The sequence below is a fragment of the Streptomyces sp. NPDC048734 genome (genome assembly GCF_043198675.1).
GTDB lineage: Bacteria > Actinomycetota > Actinomycetes > Streptomycetales > Streptomycetaceae > Streptomyces.
The window spans coordinates 73,435-89,102 of the sequence record NZ_JBICUZ010000008.1 but is presented as its reverse complement, the minus strand read 5'-3'; the positions used below and the strand labels follow the sequence as shown (position 1 = coordinate 89,102).

12 protein-coding genes, 1 tRNA gene and 1 riboswitch are annotated in these 15,668 nt (G+C 70.8%); of the genes, 11 read left to right on the top strand and 2 right to left on the bottom strand.

Features of this window, described 5'->3' with window-relative positions; genetic code table 11:
* The first annotated feature begins 370 nt into the window (after positions 1–370).
* From ACGFQC_RS21845 to ACGFQC_RS21810, 8 genes are all read left to right on the top strand, one after another.
* Positions 371–1,669, top strand: coding sequence for a cytochrome P450 (locus ACGFQC_RS21845; RefSeq protein ID WP_363086553.1), 1,299 nt, complete (start codon positions 371–373; stop codon positions 1,667–1,669).
* A 182-nt stretch (positions 1,670–1,851) separates the two neighbouring features.
* Complete coding sequence (locus ACGFQC_RS21840) at positions 1,852–2,880, top strand: transglycosylase family protein (RefSeq protein WP_363086552.1); 1,029 nt, start codon at positions 1,852–1,854, stop codon at positions 2,878–2,880.
* A 204-nt stretch (positions 2,881–3,084) separates the two neighbouring features.
* A riboswitch (cyclic di-AMP (ydaO/yuaA leader) is annotated at positions 3,085–3,266 on the top strand.
* 3 nt (positions 3,267–3,269) lie between these two features.
* On the top strand, positions 3,270–4,007 hold the full coding sequence (locus ACGFQC_RS21835) for a transglycosylase family protein (RefSeq protein WP_363086551.1): 738 nt from the start codon (positions 3,270–3,272) through the stop codon (positions 4,005–4,007).
* Positions 4,008–4,338: 331 nt separating this feature from the next.
* Positions 4,339–5,625 carry a phosphopyruvate hydratase gene (eno, locus tag ACGFQC_RS21830; protein ID WP_363086550.1) on the top strand — a complete coding sequence of 429 codons (1,287 nt, stop codon included), beginning with the start codon at positions 4,339–4,341 and terminating at the stop codon, positions 5,623–5,625.
* A 149-nt stretch (positions 5,626–5,774) separates the two neighbouring features.
* On the top strand, positions 5,775–6,254 hold the full coding sequence (locus tag ACGFQC_RS21825; protein WP_363086549.1) for a septum formation initiator family protein: 480 nt from the start codon (positions 5,775–5,777) through the stop codon (positions 6,252–6,254).
* Positions 6,255–6,281: 27 nt separating this feature from the next.
* Positions 6,282–6,887 carry a DUF501 domain-containing protein gene (locus ACGFQC_RS21820; protein WP_363086548.1) on the top strand — a complete coding sequence of 202 codons (606 nt, stop codon included), beginning with the start codon at positions 6,282–6,284 and terminating at the stop codon, positions 6,885–6,887.
* Positions 6,884–7,837 carry a Ppx/GppA phosphatase family protein gene (locus ACGFQC_RS21815; protein WP_363086547.1) on the top strand — a complete coding sequence of 318 codons (954 nt, stop codon included), beginning with the start codon at positions 6,884–6,886 and terminating at the stop codon, positions 7,835–7,837. The genes ACGFQC_RS21820 and ACGFQC_RS21815 overlap by 4 nt, the downstream gene beginning before the upstream one ends.
* Positions 7,838–8,307: 470 nt before the next feature.
* Positions 8,308–9,696, top strand: coding sequence for an NAD(P)/FAD-dependent oxidoreductase (locus ACGFQC_RS21810; protein WP_363086546.1), 1,389 nt, complete (start codon positions 8,308–8,310; stop codon positions 9,694–9,696).
* 569 nt (positions 9,697–10,265) lie between these two features.
* On the opposite strand, the gene ACGFQC_RS21805 is transcribed toward ACGFQC_RS21810, so the two are convergent.
* A complete protein-coding gene (locus ACGFQC_RS21805; protein ID WP_363086545.1) occupies positions 10,266–12,797 on the bottom strand; it encodes an FtsX-like permease family protein in 2,532 nt (843 codons plus the stop codon).
* Positions 12,798–12,863: 66 nt separating this feature from the next.
* Positions 12,864–13,634, bottom strand: a complete 771-nt coding sequence (locus ACGFQC_RS21800) for an ABC transporter ATP-binding protein (protein ID WP_363086544.1) — start codon at positions 13,632–13,634, stop codon at positions 12,864–12,866.
* A gap of 392 nt (positions 13,635–14,026) precedes the next feature.
* Here ACGFQC_RS21800 and ACGFQC_RS21795 point away from each other — a divergent pair.
* The 3 genes from ACGFQC_RS21795 (at position 14,027) to ACGFQC_RS21785 (ending at position 15,591) form a co-directional block, all read left to right on the top strand.
* A tRNA-Leu gene (locus ACGFQC_RS21795) sits at positions 14,027–14,112 on the top strand.
* A gap of 404 nt (positions 14,113–14,516) precedes the next feature.
* Positions 14,517–15,041 carry an ATP-binding protein gene (locus tag ACGFQC_RS21790; RefSeq protein WP_363086543.1) on the top strand — a complete coding sequence of 175 codons (525 nt, stop codon included), beginning with the start codon at positions 14,517–14,519 and terminating at the stop codon, positions 15,039–15,041.
* Positions 15,042–15,234: 193 nt separating this feature from the next.
* Positions 15,235–15,591 carry a hypothetical protein gene (locus ACGFQC_RS21785; protein ID WP_363086542.1) on the top strand — a complete coding sequence of 119 codons (357 nt, stop codon included), beginning with the start codon at positions 15,235–15,237 and terminating at the stop codon, positions 15,589–15,591.
* Positions 15,592–15,668: the final 77 nt, after the last annotated feature.

Here is a 15,668-nt window from a genome sequence, read left to right as displayed (position 1 = left end):
GCGGGTGCCGGGCACCACTTGCTGCCCGCTGCCGTCGGACGCCGGGCACCGCCTGCCGGACGCGGACGCCGAACGCCCAGCACTCCCGCCGGACGCCGACGCCGGGCGCGGTGCCGGGCACATCGGGGCGGCGCCTGCGAGGTGTGCGAGTGCATCGAGCGGAGTCGGGCCGGGGGAGCAGGACGGCCACGACGTGGCCCCGCGCCGGGCGCCGTGAGGCCGGAACGGAACCCCGCCTCCGCGCTCCGGGGTTCCGTTCCGCACAGGCCCCGAACAGGCCCCGCGACCGGCAGCCGCGACCGGCAGCCGCGGGCCGGGGCCGCGTCAGGCCGCGCGCGGCCGGCGCCCCGGTCCCGGTTACCGTCGGGGAGTGACCCAGCAGCCCGCACCCGAGCCGTCCGCGCCAGCCCTGTTCACCTGGGAGTTCGCCACCGACCCCTACCCCGCCTACGCCTGGCTCCGCGAGCACGCGCCCGTGCACCGCACGCGGCTGCCCAGCGGTGTGGAGGCCTGGCTGGTCACCCGGTACTCCGATGCCAAGCAGGCCCTCGCCGACCAGCGGCTCAGCAAGAACCCGGCGCACCACGACGAGCCCGCGCACGCCAGGGGCAGGACCGGGATCCCCGGTGAGCGCAAGGCCGAGCTGATGACGCATCTGCTGAACATCGACCCGCCGGACCACACCCGGCTGCGACGCCTCGTCAGCAAGGCGTTCACGCCCCGCCGGGTCGCCGAGTTCGCGCCCCGCGTGCAGGAGCTGACGGACGGGCTCATCGACCGGTTCGCGGAGCGCGGCACCGCCGACCTCATCCACGACTTCGCCTTCCCGCTCCCCATCCACGCCATCTGCGACCTGCTCGGCGTTCCCCGCGAGGACCAGGACGACTTCCGGGACTGGGCGGGCATGATGATCCGGCACGGCGGGGGCCCGCGCGGCGGTGTCGCCCGGTCGGTGAAGAAGATGCGCGGCTATCTCCTGGACCTCATCCACCGCAAGCGCCTGGAGCTTCCCGCGGATGCGGCCCCCGGCGAGGACCTCATCTCGGGTCTGATCCGTGCCTCCGACCACGGCGAGCACCTCACCGAGAACGAGGCCGCCGCCATGGCCTTCATCCTGTTGTTCGCCGGGTTCGAGACGACGGTCAACCTGATCGGCAACGGCACCTACGCCCTGCTGACCCACCCCGAACAGCGGGCCCGCCTCCAGGACTCCCTGGCCGCGGGCGAGAGCGGCCTCCTCGCGACCGGTGTGGAGGAACTCCTGCGCTACGACGGGCCGGTGGAACTCGCCACCTGGCGGTTCGCCACCGAGCCCCTGACCGTGGGCGGGCAGGACATCGCCCCCGGTGACGCCGTCCTCGTCGTGCTGGCGGCCGCCGACCGGGACCCGGAGCGGTTCGCCGACCCGGACGTCCTGGACCTGTCCCGCCGCGACAACCAGCACCTGGGCTACGGCCACGGCATCCACTACTGCCTGGGCGCGCCCCTCGCCCGCCTGGAGGGACAGACCGCGCTGGCCACCCTGCTGACCCGGCTGACCGATCTGCGACTGGACGCCGATCCGGCCGACTTGAGGTGGCGCGGCGGCCTCATCATGCGCGGACTGCGCACCCTGCCCGTGCGGTTCGGCCCGGCCGTTTCCGGTGAACCCCCCGCAGCCGTCCGCTGACCATCCGTTATGTGCCCAGATGGCGAAGCAGAAGTGACCATTCCTCACTTCTGTGATCTTCACGTGATCTGCGCGGCATTAACTTGTGACAAGTGATCGTCTGCCGATACGTTCACCTGTCAGCGCGGCGCCCTCGTTCTCCTGGGCCGCGCAAGCACTGCTGTCTCGAGAAAGGCCCCCGCATGCTCTCCGGGAACGGTCGACACCGGCGCCCCCGTCAGGCTCCGGCCCTCCTCGTCGCGGCCGGCGTGACCGGCTCCGCGATCGCCATCCCGCTGCTCGGCGCCACCGGCGCGAGCGCGGCCGACGGCACGGTGTGGGACACGGTGGCGGAGTGCGAGACCGGCGGCTCCTGGAGCGCGAACCAGGGTGGCGGCGAGTACGGCGGTCTGGCGCTGAGCCAGGAGGACTGGGAGGCGTACGGCGGACTCGACTTCGCCGAGCGCCCCGACCTGGCCAGCCGTAACCAGCAGATATCCGTCGCGCAGAAGGTCCTCGCCGACCAGGGCGTCGGCGCCTGGGGGACCTGCGGGCTGACGTCCGGGCTCAGCAAGGAGAACGGCGCGGGCAGTCTGGACACCGGGGTGGCGGACGACTCGTCCGAATCCCCCGTGTCGTCCGGCTTGTCCGACCTGTCCAAGGGTGCGTCCGGCTCCTCGAACTCGTCGAATTCCTCGAACTCCTCGAACGACAAGGACGCGTCGGCCTCCCCTTCGGACGAATCCTCCTCGGATGTCACGGACGAGGCCTCTCCGTCCACTTCGTCCCCTTCCTCCGGCAAGTCGGACGACTCCCCGGAGTCCGACGCGTCGGCGGACGCGGACGCGGACGCGGGCACCTCGGGGACGGACGACAGCTCGCCCACGGCCACCCCCGAAGTGGACGACTCGGACAAGTCGGTCCAGGAGGTGGGCTCTTGGAGCCTCGTCGACACCGGCTCCCTCACCTCCGGCCGCCACCGCGGCACCTCCGCCGACGAGACCGTGCCGGACGGCACCACCGCGGCCTCCGCCGGCCGGCACGCCGCGGGCGCCTCCGGCGGCGCGGTGGGCACCTATGTCGTGCGCGACGGCGACTCCCTCGTCTCCATCGCCGACTCCCTTGAACTCGACGGCGGATGGCGCGCGCTCTACGCCGAGAACAAGGACGCCATCGGCGCCGACCCGAACGACATCACCCCCGGTCAGACCCTCGACACAGGGGTGGAATAGGGCGGAAAAACGGGAAAAGCAGCGGGAGTTCACGTCACACTTCGGGCCGAATGTCCGTTTTGATCAAAGTGTGGGATGAGTCTCAGAAGGCGTGATCGTCTTTGAAATTCCGCCGAGCGCGTGTCTACGGTCGTGATCGCTCGGCAACCCGAGCCCCGGCTGCCGCAACGCCGAATCCTGCCAGTGGCAGCCCGGGAACAGTCGTCGCGTCAAGCGCCGTAGGCAGGAGCGGGGGACCCAAGGTAAGTGCCGTACCGGTCGGTCGACCGGAACGGCTCGGGGTGAAGCCACGCCTTTCGGGAGCAGTGCTCCCGGGCGGGAGTGGCCGGGCAACTCACACGGCCCGAACCCGACAGCTCACCTCGCAGGCGTCGGTGAGGGGATCCACCATGCTGTTTTCCGCCAAGGGCAAGCACCGTCGTCCGTCCAGGGCCGCCCGCGCCGCCGCGCTCGCCGGCGTCACCGGTGTCGCCATCGCCGCCCCGCTGATGGCGGCCGGCAACGCCTCCGCCGCCACCGCCTCCGAGTGGGACAAGGTCGCCCAGTGCGAGTCCGGCGGCAACTGGTCCATCAACACCGGCAACGGCTACTACGGCGGCCTGCAGTTCTCCGCCTCCACCTGGGCCGCGTACGGCGGCACGCAGTACGCCTCCACCGCCGACAAGGCCTCGAAGTCCCAGCAGATCCAGATCGCCGAGAAGGTCCTCGCGGGCCAGGGCAAGGGTGCCTGGCCGGTCTGCGGCGTGGGCCTGTCCGGCGCCGCGTACAACGGCGGCTCGGCCTCCACCGGCTCGTCCTCCAGCGGCTCGGCCTCCACCGGCTCGTCCTCCAGCGGCTCGTCCGACGGCGGCTCCTCGGAGACCTCCACCCGCTCCACCGAGAAGCAGGGCGCCTCCCGCTCCGCCGAGCGCCCGGCCGTCAAGTCCCAGAAGACCGTCACCACCCCGACCGGCGAGAAGGTCAAGAAGGGCGACGGCGAGTACAAGGTCGTCACGGGCGACACCCTCAGCTCCATCGCCGAGGCGCAGGGCGTCAAGGGCGGCTGGGCCGAGCTGTTCGAGCTGAACAAGGACATCGTCCAGGACGCCGACCTCATCTACCCGGGTCAGCAGCTGCACCTGAAGTGACATCCGGCCCCCGGTCGGACCACAGCCCCCTCACAGTCGAGGCCGTCACGCTGAAGGCCTCGTGAGGGAGCCCCCGTCCCCACGGTCCCCCCGCCCCGGTGCGTGTTCCCCCGTACGCACCCGGGCGGGGTTTTCTCTTCCCGTTCGCCGCCTTCTGTCGGCCACCTCCTTTGTTCCGGACTGAAACAATGGGTACCGTCTCCCTGTCCACGGGACGGTCGGTCGGCCGACCGACGCCCCGGGGCGGTTAGGCTCTAGTCGCAAGGCTCAGCAAGGGCTCCACACGGCCCGCTCGTGCCCCGCACAACCAGCGTCACATCCCAAGAAGGAGATGCTCGTGCCGTCCATCGACGTCGTCGTAGCCCGGGAAATCCTGGACTCCCGAGGCAATCCCACGGTCGAGGTCGAGGTCGGCCTCGACGACGGCAGCACGGGGCGTGCCGCCGTCCCCTCCGGCGCCTCCACCGGCGCCTTCGAGGCCATCGAGCTTCGCGACGGTGACCCGAACCGCTACCAGGGCAAGGGTGTCGAGAAGGCCGTCCTGGCCGTCATCGAGCAGATCGGCCCCGAGCTGGTCGGCTACGACGCCACCGAGCAGCGCCTGATCGACCAGGCCATGTTCGACCTGGACGCCACCGACAACAAGGGCTCCCTCGGCGCCAACGCCATCCTCGGCGTCTCCCTTGCCGTCGCCCACGCCGCCTCCGAGGCCAGCGACCTCCCGCTCTTCCGCTACCTGGGCGGCCCGAACGCGCACCTGCTGCCCGTTCCGATGATGAACATCCTGAACGGCGGCTCGCACGCCGACTCCAACGTGGACATCCAGGAGTTCATGATCGCCCCGATCGGCGCGGAGTCCTTCTCCGAGGCCCTGCGCTGGGGCGCCGAGGTCTACCACACCCTCAAGAAGGTGCTGAAGACCAAGGGCCTGTCCACCGGCCTGGGCGACGAGGGCGGCTTCGCCCCGAACCTGGAGTCCAACCGCGCCGCGCTCGACCTCATCATCGAGGCCATCAAGCAGGCGGGTTACGTCCCCGGCGAGCAGATCGCGCTCGCGCTCGACGTCGCCGCGTCCGAGTTCTACAAGGACGGCGCCTACGAGTTCGAGGGCAAGTCCCGCTCGGCCGCCGAGATGACCGAGTACTACGAGGAGCTGGTCTCCGCGTACCCGCTGGTCTCCATCGAGGACCCGCTGTACGAGGACGACTGGGCCGGCTGGAAGGTCATCACCGACAAGCTGGGCGACAAGGTCCAGATCGTCGGCGACGACCTCTTCGTCACCAACCCGGAGCGCCTGGCCCGCGGCATCGAGGAGGGCTCCGCGAACGCCCTCCTGGTCAAGGTCAACCAGATCGGCTCGCTGACCGAGACCCTGGACGCCGTCGAGATGGCCCAGCGCAACGGCTTCAAGTGCATGATGTCCCACCGCTCCGGCGAGACCGAGGACGTCACCATCGCCGACCTCGCCGTCGCGGTGAACTGCGGCCAGATCAAGACCGGCGCGCCGGCCCGCTCGGACCGCGTCGCCAAGTACAACCAGCTGCTGCGCATCGAGGAGATCCTCGACGACGCCGCGGTGTACGCCGGCCGCAGCGCCTTCCCGCGCTTCAAGGGCTGAGGCCCCGAGGCCGCGCGGCACCACAGGGTCGAACCGGCCCGGCTGAGCCGTTGAGGGCTCATCCCGAGCCAGTCGTACGTACGTCCCCGTACCGGTCCCGTACCGTGTCCGGGGACGTACGCACGTGTGAGACGGGAGGCGGGGACGACATGGCCGTGAAGGACCGGGACCGTTTCTCCACCACGACCAGGATCAAGCTGCTCGGCGAGCAGACCGCGGCCCGGGTCTACCGGTCCCAGACCAAGCGCCAGGCCCGCCGCTCGCGCCTGACCGGCCGCGCGGCCCTCCTCGCGCTGGTCCTGTGCACGCTGGTCCTGGCCCTGGCCTACCCGATGCGGCAGTACGTCTCCCAGCGCGCCGAGATCGCCGATCTCCACCGCGAGAAGGAGCAGGCCCGCGAGCGGGTGGAACAGCTGCGCGACCTCAAGGCACGCTGGCAGGACGACGCCTACGCCGAACAGCAGATCCGGCTGCGGCTGCACTACGTGATGCCGGGGGAGACGGGCTACATCGTGATCGACCCCGACGCCGCCGAGCAGTCCCGCGCCGATCAGGGGGCCGCCGACCGCCCCTGGTACTCGAACGTCTGGGACGCCGTCGACAAGTCCGACGCCGCCGCCGGCCGATGAACCGACTAGAGAGACTTCCGTACAGGCATGGAAACCCCTCCGCCCACCACTCCTCGCACCGAGCCCACCGACGCCGACGTCGAGGCCTTCGAGCAGCAGCTCGGACGGCCGCCGCGCGGACTGCGCGCCATCGCCCACCGCTGCCCCTGCGGCCAGCCGGACGTGGTGGAGACGGCCCCCCGCCTCCCCGACGGCACCCCCTTCCCCACGCTGTACTACCTGACGTGCCCGAAGGCGAACTCCGCCATCGGCACGCTCGAGGCGAACGGCGTGATGAAGGAGATGACGGAACGGCTCCAGGCCGACCCTGAGCTGGCGGCGGCCTACCGGGCGGCGCACGAGGACTACGTGCGACGGCGCGACGAGATCGAGGAGCTGAAGAACTTCCCCAGCGCGGGCGGCATGCCGGACCGGGTGAAGTGCCTGCACGTGCTGGTCGCGCACTCCCTGGCCGCGGGGCCGGGAGTCAATCCGCTCGGGGACGAGGCGCTGGGCATGCTGCCGCAGTGGTGGGCCAGGGGGACCTGCGTGACGTCGTCCCGGCCGCCGGCCGGGGAGGGCCGGCAGGTGGACACGTCGCAGGACGGGACGGGCCACTTCGCCTTCGAGCCGGTCGAGGGAGACGCCCGATGACGCGTGTCGCCGCCGTCGACTGCGGTACCAACTCCATCCGTCTGCTCGTCGCCGACGTCCACCCCGACACCGGTGAACTGGTCGAACTGGACCGCCGGATGACGATCGTGCGGCTCGGGCAGGGGGTCGACCGGACCGGGCGGCTCGCGCCCGAGGCGCTGGAGCGGACCTTCGCCGCGTGCCGGGAGTACGCGGCGGTCGTCAAGGAGCACGGCGCCGAGCGGCTGCGTTTCGTGGCCACCTCCGCCTCGCGCGACGCGGAGAACCGGGACGAGTTCGTGCGCGGGGTGCTGGACATCCTGGGCGTCGAGCCCGAGGTGATCTCCGGCGACCAGGAGGCGGAGTTCTCCTTCACCGGCGCCACCAGGGAACTGACGGGCCGTGACGACCTGACGAAGCCCTACCTCGTCGTGGACATCGGCGGCGGCTCGACCGAGTTCGTCGTCGGGGACGACCGGGTGCGCGCCGCACGCTCCGTGGACGTCGGCTGCGTGCGGATGACCGAACGGCACCTGGTCGTGGGCGGGGCGGTCACCGACCCGCCCGCCGAGGAGCGGATCACGGCGATGCGCGCCGACATCGAGGCGGCCCTGGACCTCGCGGAGCGCACGGTCCCGCTGCGCGAGGCGCACACCCTGGTGGGCCTGGCCGGCTCCGTCACGACCATCTCGGCGATCGCGCAGGAACTGCCGGAGTACGACTCGCGGGCCATCCACCACTCCCGGGTCTCGCGGGAACGGGTCCGTGAGATCACCGAGTGGCTGCTGCGCTCGACCCACGCCGAGCGGGCGGCGGTCCCGTCGATGCATCCGGGTCGGGTCGACGTCATCGCCGCGGGCGCCCTGGTGCTGCTGTCGATCATGGAGCGGATCGGCGCCGAGGAGGTCGTGGTGAGCGAGCACGACATCCTCGACGGAATAGCCCACAGCTGCGCCGCCGAGACGCGTTAAGGAGCGATCCTCGACGGCATCGCCCGGTCGGTGGCATAACCCCTCTGCTGAGCAGGTGGGAGAACGTTTGAGCGCCCTCGAGGGGGTCGGAAACGACCGGGAAGCGCCCCTCGGCGACACCTCCTCGGAAAACTTCGTGAAGTTCTTCACAAGGAAAACGGCCCTCTCGGATGACGAAGGGGGGCCGCTTGGCCCTTCCGGGGGTCCGGCAGTCGGGTGAACATGTTCAAAAGCGGAAGGCGCGGACGTTTCGCGAGGGTCGCGCGGGACGTGTTTCGGGGGCCTCACCCGGCACCCCGAAGCCCGGAGAGGCAGCTCACGCGGCATTGACAACGGCACCGGATGCACACGGGTTCCCGTCGCGCATCATGACATGGATCACGTGGGCGGCGGAGGATAGCACACACCCCGAGTAAGCTTGTGAAGGGGCGCACGAGCTACCCCCCTGGGGCGGGTGGATACTCGATGGCATGAGCACCACGGAGCGTCCCAGGATCCTCGTAGTAGGCGGTGGGTACGTAGGCCTGTACGCAGCTCGGCGTATCCAGAAGAAGATGCGCTACGGCGAGGCGACCGTCACGGTCGTCGACCCCCGGTCGTACATGACCTACCAGCCCTTCCTCCCGGAAACCGCCGCCGGCAACATCTCCCCGCGCCACGTCGTCGTCCCGCTGCGACGCGTGCTGCCCAAGGCGGAGGTTCTCACCGGCCGGGTCACCACCATCGATCAGGACCGCAAGGTCGCCACGATCGCCCCGCTGGTCGGCGAGGCGTACGAGCTGCCCTTCGACTACCTGGTCATCGCCCTCGGCGCGGTCTCCCGCACCTTCCCGATCCCCGGCCTCGCCGAGCAGGGCATCGGCATGAAGGGCATCGAGGAGGCCATCGGCCTGCGCAACCACGTCCTCGAGCAGCTCGACAAGGCCGACTCCACCACCGACGAGGAGATCCGCCGCAAGGCGCTCACCTTCGTCTTCATCGGCGGCGGCTTCGCCGGTGCGGAGACCATCGGTGAGGTCGAGGACATGGCCCGCGACGCGGCCAAGTACTACAAGAACGTGTCCCGCGAGGACATGCGCTTCATCCTCGTCGACGCCGCCGACAAGATCCTTCCCGAGGTCGGCCCCAAGCTGGGCGCCTACGGCAAGGAGCACCTGGAGAGCCGCGGTGTGGAGATCTACCTCTCCACCTCGATGGACTCCTGCGTCGACGGCCACGTGGTGCTGAAGAACGGACTCGAGGTCGACTCCAGCACGATCGTCTGGACGGCCGGCGTCAAGCCGAACCCCGTCCTCGCCCGCTACGGCCTCCCGCTGGGCCCCCGCGGTCACGTCGACACGGCCGCCACGCTCCAGGTGCAGGGCACCGACTACATCTGGGCCGCCGGCGACAACGCCCAGGTCCCCGACGTCGCCGCCCGCAAGGCCGGCGTCGAGAACGCCTGGTGCCCGCCGAACGCGCAGCACGCGCTCCGTCAGGCCAAGGTCCTCGGCGACAACGTGATCTCCGGCATGCGGGGCTTCCCGCAGAAGGAGTACGAGCACTCCAACAAGGGTGCGGTGGCGGGCCTCGGCCTCCACAAGGGCGTCGCGATGATCGTCATGGGCAAGATGAAGATCAAGCTCAAGGGCCGGCTGGCGTGGTACATGCACCGCGGCTACCACGGCCTGGCGATGCCGACGTGGAACCGCAAGATCCGCGTCTTCGCCGACTGGACGCTCGGCATGTTCCTCAAGCGTGAGGTCGTCTCGCTCGGCGCGCTGGAGTCCCCGCGCGAGGAGTTCTACGAGGCCGCGAAGCCGGCCCCGGTGGCGGCGAAGCAGACCGAGAAGACCGGCGAGAAGGCCAAGGCCTCCTGACACGGCTTCACCGAACCCCCCGAAGGGGCCGTCCGCCATCCGTGGTGCGGGCGGCCCCTTCGGCGTGAGCGGGGCGGGCGGGCAGGCCCGGGGCCCGGGGCGCAGCCCCGCGTCGGCAACCGGTCGCCGACCGGGCCGGGCGGGCAGAACCGGGGCCCGGGGCGCAGCCCGCGGCGGAACACGACCGACCCGGACGGTTTGCCCACCCACGCCCCCGGAGGGGACTGCGGGGAACCTCCGCGGGCGTTTACGCGACCGCATCCGCGTCGACCAGGCCCTGGCCGTCCGCACCCCGGGCTCCGGTACCTCCGGGCTCCGGTACCTCCGGGTTCCGGTACCTCCGGGTTCCGGGCTCCGGGTTCCGGTACCTCCGGGTTCCGGGCTCCGGGTTCCGGTACCTCCGGGTTCCGGGCTCCGGGTTCCGGGCTCCGGGTTCCGGTACCTCCGGGTTCCGGCATCCCCGGCCTCCGGCCTGCCGCTGCGCACCCGCGCCTGGAACCGGCCTGCGGCGGCGGACAGCGCAAGGGGCCCCGTCGTCCTACCCGACGGGGCCCCGAACCTACCTTCCCTCACTCCGACTTGATGGCCGTCAGCACGTTCAGCCGGGCCGCCCGCCGCGCCGGCCAGAGCGCGGCGAGCACTCCGACCGCGCCGGCCAGCGCCAGGAACACGGCCATCCGGCCCCACGGCAGGACGAGTTCGTAGGTCGGCATCGACGTGCCGATCAACTCGCCGGCCGCCCAGCCGAAGAACACGCCGAGCCCGATGCCGAGCACCCCGCCGAACAGCGAGATCACGAGGGACTCCAGTCGCACCATCCGCTTCACGGCCCGCCGGTCCAGCCCGATGGCCCGCAGCATGCCGATCTCCTGCGAGCGCTCGAACACCGACATCGCCAGCGTGTTGACGACCCCGAGCACCGCGACGATCACGGCCATCGCGAGCAGGCCGTAGAGCATGTTCAGCATCAGCGTGAACAACTGCGCGATCTCGTCGGAGAGGTCCTGCCTGCTCTGCACCTTGATGGCCGGGTTGGTGCCGAGGGCCTTCTCCAGCCGGTCCTTCACGGCGTCCGAGGCGCCACCGGACGTCTTGACCATGACCTGCATGTCGGTCGGGTCGTCCTGGTGCGGGGTGAGGGCGGTGTTGTCCAGGATGATGCCCCGGATCATCTCGTTGCCCTGGTAGACGCCGGCGACCGTCAGCCGCTGCTTGGCGCCGTCCTCGTACGCCACCGAGAAGCGTGATCCGGCCTTCCACCCGTACGACTCTGCGGTGTCCTCGTCCACGACTACCCGGCCGCCGTCGACCCGGAAGGCGCCGTCGGCGACCGTGAGGTCGGTGAGCCGCGCGATGGCGGAGCCGGTGACGCCGGTGACGTACTCGGTCGTCCGCCCGTCGATGCGGACGAGGGCGTTGCGCAGCGGACTGGTGGCGGCCACCCCGTCGGTCGCCTTCAGCTTCTCCTCGACGTCGGGGGAGAGTCCGCGGCCGTTCGCCATCGACACCACGTAGTCGGCCTCGATCGCGGCCGAGGCCATCTTGTCGATCGACTTCTGGAGGCTGCCCGCCATCACCGTCATGCCGGTGATCAGGGTGAGGCCCACCATCAGCGCGGAGGCCGTGGCGGCCGTACGGCGCGGGTTGCGCACCGAGTTCTGCCGGGCCAGCTTGCCGGACACGCCGAAGATCCGCAGGACCGGCGCGGCGGCCGCGATCAGCGGCCGGGACAGCAGGGGGGTGAGCACGAACACGCCGATCACGAGCAGGACCGCGCCGAGCCCCATGGGGGCCTGGCCGTCGGAGCCGCTCATCGTGGTGGCCGCGAGGACGACCGCGACACCCGCCGCCGAGAGCAGGGCGCCGAGGGTGTTGCGCAGCACCAGCGACCTGGTGGACGCGGTGGCGTGGACGCTGCTCATCGCGGCGACCGGCGGGATCTTCGCGGCCCGCCGGCCGGGCAGCCAGGCCGCCAGCACGGTGATGACGACGCCGACGGCCAGGGCGGTGGCGGCCGTGCCGGGCGACACGACCAGCGGGCCGTCGGGAACGGTCGCCCCCAGCGTGCCCATCAGCGAACGCAGCCCGGCGCCGATGCCGACGCCCGCGACCAGTCCGGTCAGCCCGGCGACCGTGCCGACCACGAACGCCTCGACCAGCACCGACCGGGTCACCTGCCGGCGGGAGGCGCCGACCGCGCGCAGCAGCGCCAGCTCCTTGGTGCGCTGGGCGACCAGCATGGTGAAGGTGTTGGCGATGATGAAGGTGCCGACGAAGAGCGCGATGCCGGCGAAGACCAGCAGGCCCTGCTTCAGGCCGCTCATCTGCGAGGAGATCAGTTCTGCCTGCTCGTCGGCGAGTTGCCCGCCGGTGGTGGTCTCGACGAGGTCCTTCGGCAGCGCCTTGTCGAGGGCGGCCTTCAGCGCGGCCTGCGAGGTGCCGGCGGCGGCCTTGACGTCGATCTCGTGGTAGGTGCCGGGCTTGCCCAACAGCCGCTGGGCGGTGGCCGTGTCGAAGAGGGTGAGGCTGCCGCCCGCGGCGACGTTGCCGTCGTCGGTGGTGAAGACGCCGGTGATTCTCGGGGTGAGGACGGGGCCGTCCACCGAGAGGCGCACGGTGTCACCGACCTCGTAGCCGGTGCGCCGGGCGGTCTCGGAGTCGAGGGCGATCTGGCCGGGGCCCCGCGGGGCGGTGCCCTCCTGGAGCGGGTACCGGGGGTCCTTGTCGCCCCAGTAGTTGCCGCCCTGCGACTGGAAGCCCTCGCCGACGAGCTTGCCGTCCTTGTCGGCGATCGCGGTGAAGCCGCGGACGACGCCGATGGCGGACGCGGCGCCGGGTGCCTTCGCGCTCGTGTCGAGAAGGGACGGGGTCAGATCGGGGATCCTGCCGATGCGGTCGCCCTCGTCCTCCTGCAACTCGGCCGTGACGGCGACGTCGACCTGGTCGAATCCCTTGGCGGAACTCTTCTGGTAGGCGTCGGAGATGGTGTTGGTGAAGACCAGCGTCCCCGACACGAAGGCCACGCCGAGCATCACGGCGAGCACGGTCATCAGAAGCCGGGCCTTGTGCGCGAGGACGTTGCGCAGGGCGGTACGGAACATGGGTTCTTTTCTTCTCGGTCCTGTCGGTCCTGTCGGTCCTTCGGTGTTGCCGGACCCGACCGGAATTCAGCTGGTGCGGCCCTTGGCGTCGAACCGCTTCATGCGGTCGAGCACGGACTCGGCGGTGGGGCCGTGCATCTCGTCGACGATCCGGCCGTCCGCGAGGAACACCACCCGGTCCGCGTACGCCGCGGCCACCGGGTCGTGGGTCACCATGACGACCGTCTGGCCCAGCTCGCGCACGGAGTTGCGCAGGAAGCCGAGCACTTCGGCGCCCGAACGGGAGTCGAGGTTCCCGGTCGGTTCGTCGCCGAAGACGATGTCCGGCCGGGAGGCCAGAGCACGGGCGACGGCGACGCGCTGCTGCTGGCCGCCGGAGAGCTGTGAGGGGCGGTGGCGCAGCCGGTCGGTGAGCCCGACCATGCGGATGACCTTGTCCAGCCACTCCTTGTCCGGCCTGCGGCCGGCGATGTCCATCGGGAGGGTGATGTTCTCCAGGGCGTTCAGGGTGGGCAGCAGGTTGAACGCCTGGAAGATGAACCCGATCTTGTCCCGGCGCAACTTGGTGAGCTGCTTGTCCTTCAGGGAGCCGAGTTCGGTGTCGCCGATGCGCACGGAGCCGGAGGAGAAGGTGTCCAGCCCGGCCACGCAGTGCATCAGCGTGGACTTGCCTGAGCCGGAGGGGCCCATGATCGCGGTGAACTCGGCCTGCCGGAAGTCGACGGAGACCCGGTCCAGGGCGACCACCCGGGTCTCGCCCTGTCCGTAGGTCTTGGACAGGTCCGTGGCGCGTGCGGCCACGGCGGTGGACCGGTCGGCGAGGGGCATGGTGGTCACGGCGGAGCTCCTGTGGGGACGACGGAGTGGTGCGTTTCGGGATCCGCACCATCGTCTCGGCCGCCCGGCGCCCTGGAGTCACCCGCTGCTCCGGTCTCGGGGGCAGACCTGCGAGGGAGCCCGGGCCGCCGTGTCATACCAGGGGATGACACGCGCCCCTGAGGGGCCGTCCGTCAAGAACAGGTGGAGCACCCTCGTTCGGACGGTGAAATTCCGTCATTCCGTCCACACCCGCCGACGGCGCGCATGAGGCTACTGGCACGTGCGGATGGCGAGTTCGCGGTCTGATGCACACTCAGAAGTCAATAAAATAAGACAACATCGGGTCGCCCGGCCCCTGTTGGCTTGAGGCCTCCCGATAGGCTCCATCCGCGACGCGGAGCCCATGGCCTGCCCGGATGGTGGAATGCAGACACGGCGAGCTTAAACCTCGCTGCCCCTCGCGGGCGTACCGGTTCAAGTCCGGTTCCGGGCACCACCCCAGCCACCGTGAGTGGCCAGTGGCAAAGCCGAGTTCTCGGATGCCGTTGTCCACAGAAGTGGTCAAGGGCTGCCGACAGAGGCCCTGGATGGGTGAAAGCCCTCGGTTGTATCGGTGCCGAGGTGACCGAGCCGCCGAGCGCCATAGGGCTTCAACGCCTGAGTACTCCTGCGTCCGTCGAGCAGCGAGGGCGCGGTCCGTAGGGCGGTCGGCGCAGGTTGCGCACCCGTGGGACCATGCACGCGTACAGCGGTGCCCCGTCCCACGGGTGCGAGACGCCGACCGTGCGGTAGCCCCACGACTCGTATGCGGAGCGGGCGGGCCCGGCTTCCGGTTCCGGCCGGACGGTCCCAATGACCGGCGCGGCTGAGGTGTCGGCGGGCCGCCGTGCACCGGGCAGAATGCGAATCGCTGAGGACGGCAGGCCGGTGGCGACCGAGGTGTTCCAGCGGAAAGGAGCCTCGGTACGCGACGCACGCCAGTTCGTGGCGGCGGTTCTGGAGGAACGGGAGCCGCCCGACGGGTTGGCCGACACAGCCGAGCTGGTCGTCTCCGAACTCGCCGCCAACGCCGTTCTGCACGCGCGGGCCGGGGTGTTCAGTGTGACGCTGCGGAGTCTCCACGACGACCAGGTGAGCATCGCGGTCGTCGACTTCAGCCACACCCCGCCGACGAAGACCTTCGCCGCCGACGAGGAGGGCCACGGCCGCGACTTGGCCCTCGTGGAGGCCGTCTCGCAGCAGTGGGGCACGGACCCGCTCAGGTGGGGGAAGCGGGTCTGTGCCGACTTGCGGGTGCCCGCCATGGCGGAGGCGCCCGCGCCCGGTATCCCGATATACAGCAGCCACCGTGCCCAGGTCGTCCACGTCCTGATGCTCCCCACGGTCGCCACCGCCGTCCTCGGCGGCCTGGCCACGCGTTCTTGACGCACCGTCCCGTCACCACGGACCCCGCCCCGGTCGCGGATGTCAACGGCCTCCCTCCGGCCGGGGCGGCCACCCTCCCTGCCTTGGAGTCTGCACTGGCGGTGGGCGACTGATCGTGTGGTGAACGCAGGCCCCGGTGGCAACACGAGCCGGGGCCTGCGGCATTGACGAAAGGGTGAGTAGCGTGCGCGGCATGCGCTTCTCCTGGGACCTGCTTGAGCCCGTGATGCCCGTGCCGTACGTACCCACCCTTGGCCCCGCCCACCGGGACGACCCGCTGCGCGACCCTTTCGAGGCGGTCGTCGAGAACGCCGGCACCGGCCGATTCCTGCCCTGGGACAAGGACCAGCGATGGTTCGACACGAAGACCGAGCGCGTCACCGCTGACGCCATCGAGCACGGCCGCGGGCTGACGCCGATCCCCACGCTCGCCGAGCGGGCCGGGGGCGTGGTCAAGGTCCACGTGTACGGGACGGCCGCCGACAGCCTGTCGGCCGGTGCCGACCCGGCGCGCAAGCTCGCCGCGGTCCACGACTCCGAACGACCGTAGCGGGCGGGCGGTCTTGCAGGACGCGCGTTCGTTCGGTCATCCGGCTTCCCGACCGGTTCGAGGCCGTCACGGAGACG

Excerpts from the sequence above, each read along its gene's own strand:
- ACGFQC_RS21840 (WP_363086552.1), top strand. The coding sequence starts at position 1,852 with ATGCTCTCCGGGAACGGTCGACACCGGCGCCCCCGTCAGGCTCCGGCC.
- ACGFQC_RS21835 (WP_363086551.1), top strand. The coding sequence starts at position 3,270 with ATGCTGTTTTCCGCCAAGGGCAAGCACCGTCGTCCGTCCAGGGCCGCC.
- eno (WP_363086550.1), top strand. The coding sequence starts at position 4,339 with ATGCTCGTGCCGTCCATCGACGTCGTCGTAGCCCGGGAAATCCTGGAC.
- ACGFQC_RS21825 (WP_363086549.1), top strand. The coding sequence starts at position 5,775 with ATGGCCGTGAAGGACCGGGACCGTTTCTCCACCACGACCAGGATCAAG.
- ACGFQC_RS21820 (WP_363086548.1), top strand. The coding sequence starts at position 6,282 with ATGGAAACCCCTCCGCCCACCACTCCTCGCACCGAGCCCACCGACGCC.
- ACGFQC_RS21815 (WP_363086547.1), top strand. The coding sequence starts at position 6,884 with ATGACGCGTGTCGCCGCCGTCGACTGCGGTACCAACTCCATCCGTCTG.
- ACGFQC_RS21810 (WP_363086546.1), top strand. The coding sequence starts at position 8,308 with ATGAGCACCACGGAGCGTCCCAGGATCCTCGTAGTAGGCGGTGGGTAC.
- ACGFQC_RS21805 (WP_363086545.1), bottom strand. The coding sequence starts at position 12,797 with ATGTTCCGTACCGCCCTGCGCAACGTCCTCGCGCACAAGGCCCGGCTT.
- ACGFQC_RS21790 (WP_363086543.1), top strand. The coding sequence starts at position 14,517 with ATGCGAATCGCTGAGGACGGCAGGCCGGTGGCGACCGAGGTGTTCCAG.
- ACGFQC_RS21785 (WP_363086542.1), top strand. The coding sequence starts at position 15,235 with ATGCGCTTCTCCTGGGACCTGCTTGAGCCCGTGATGCCCGTGCCGTAC.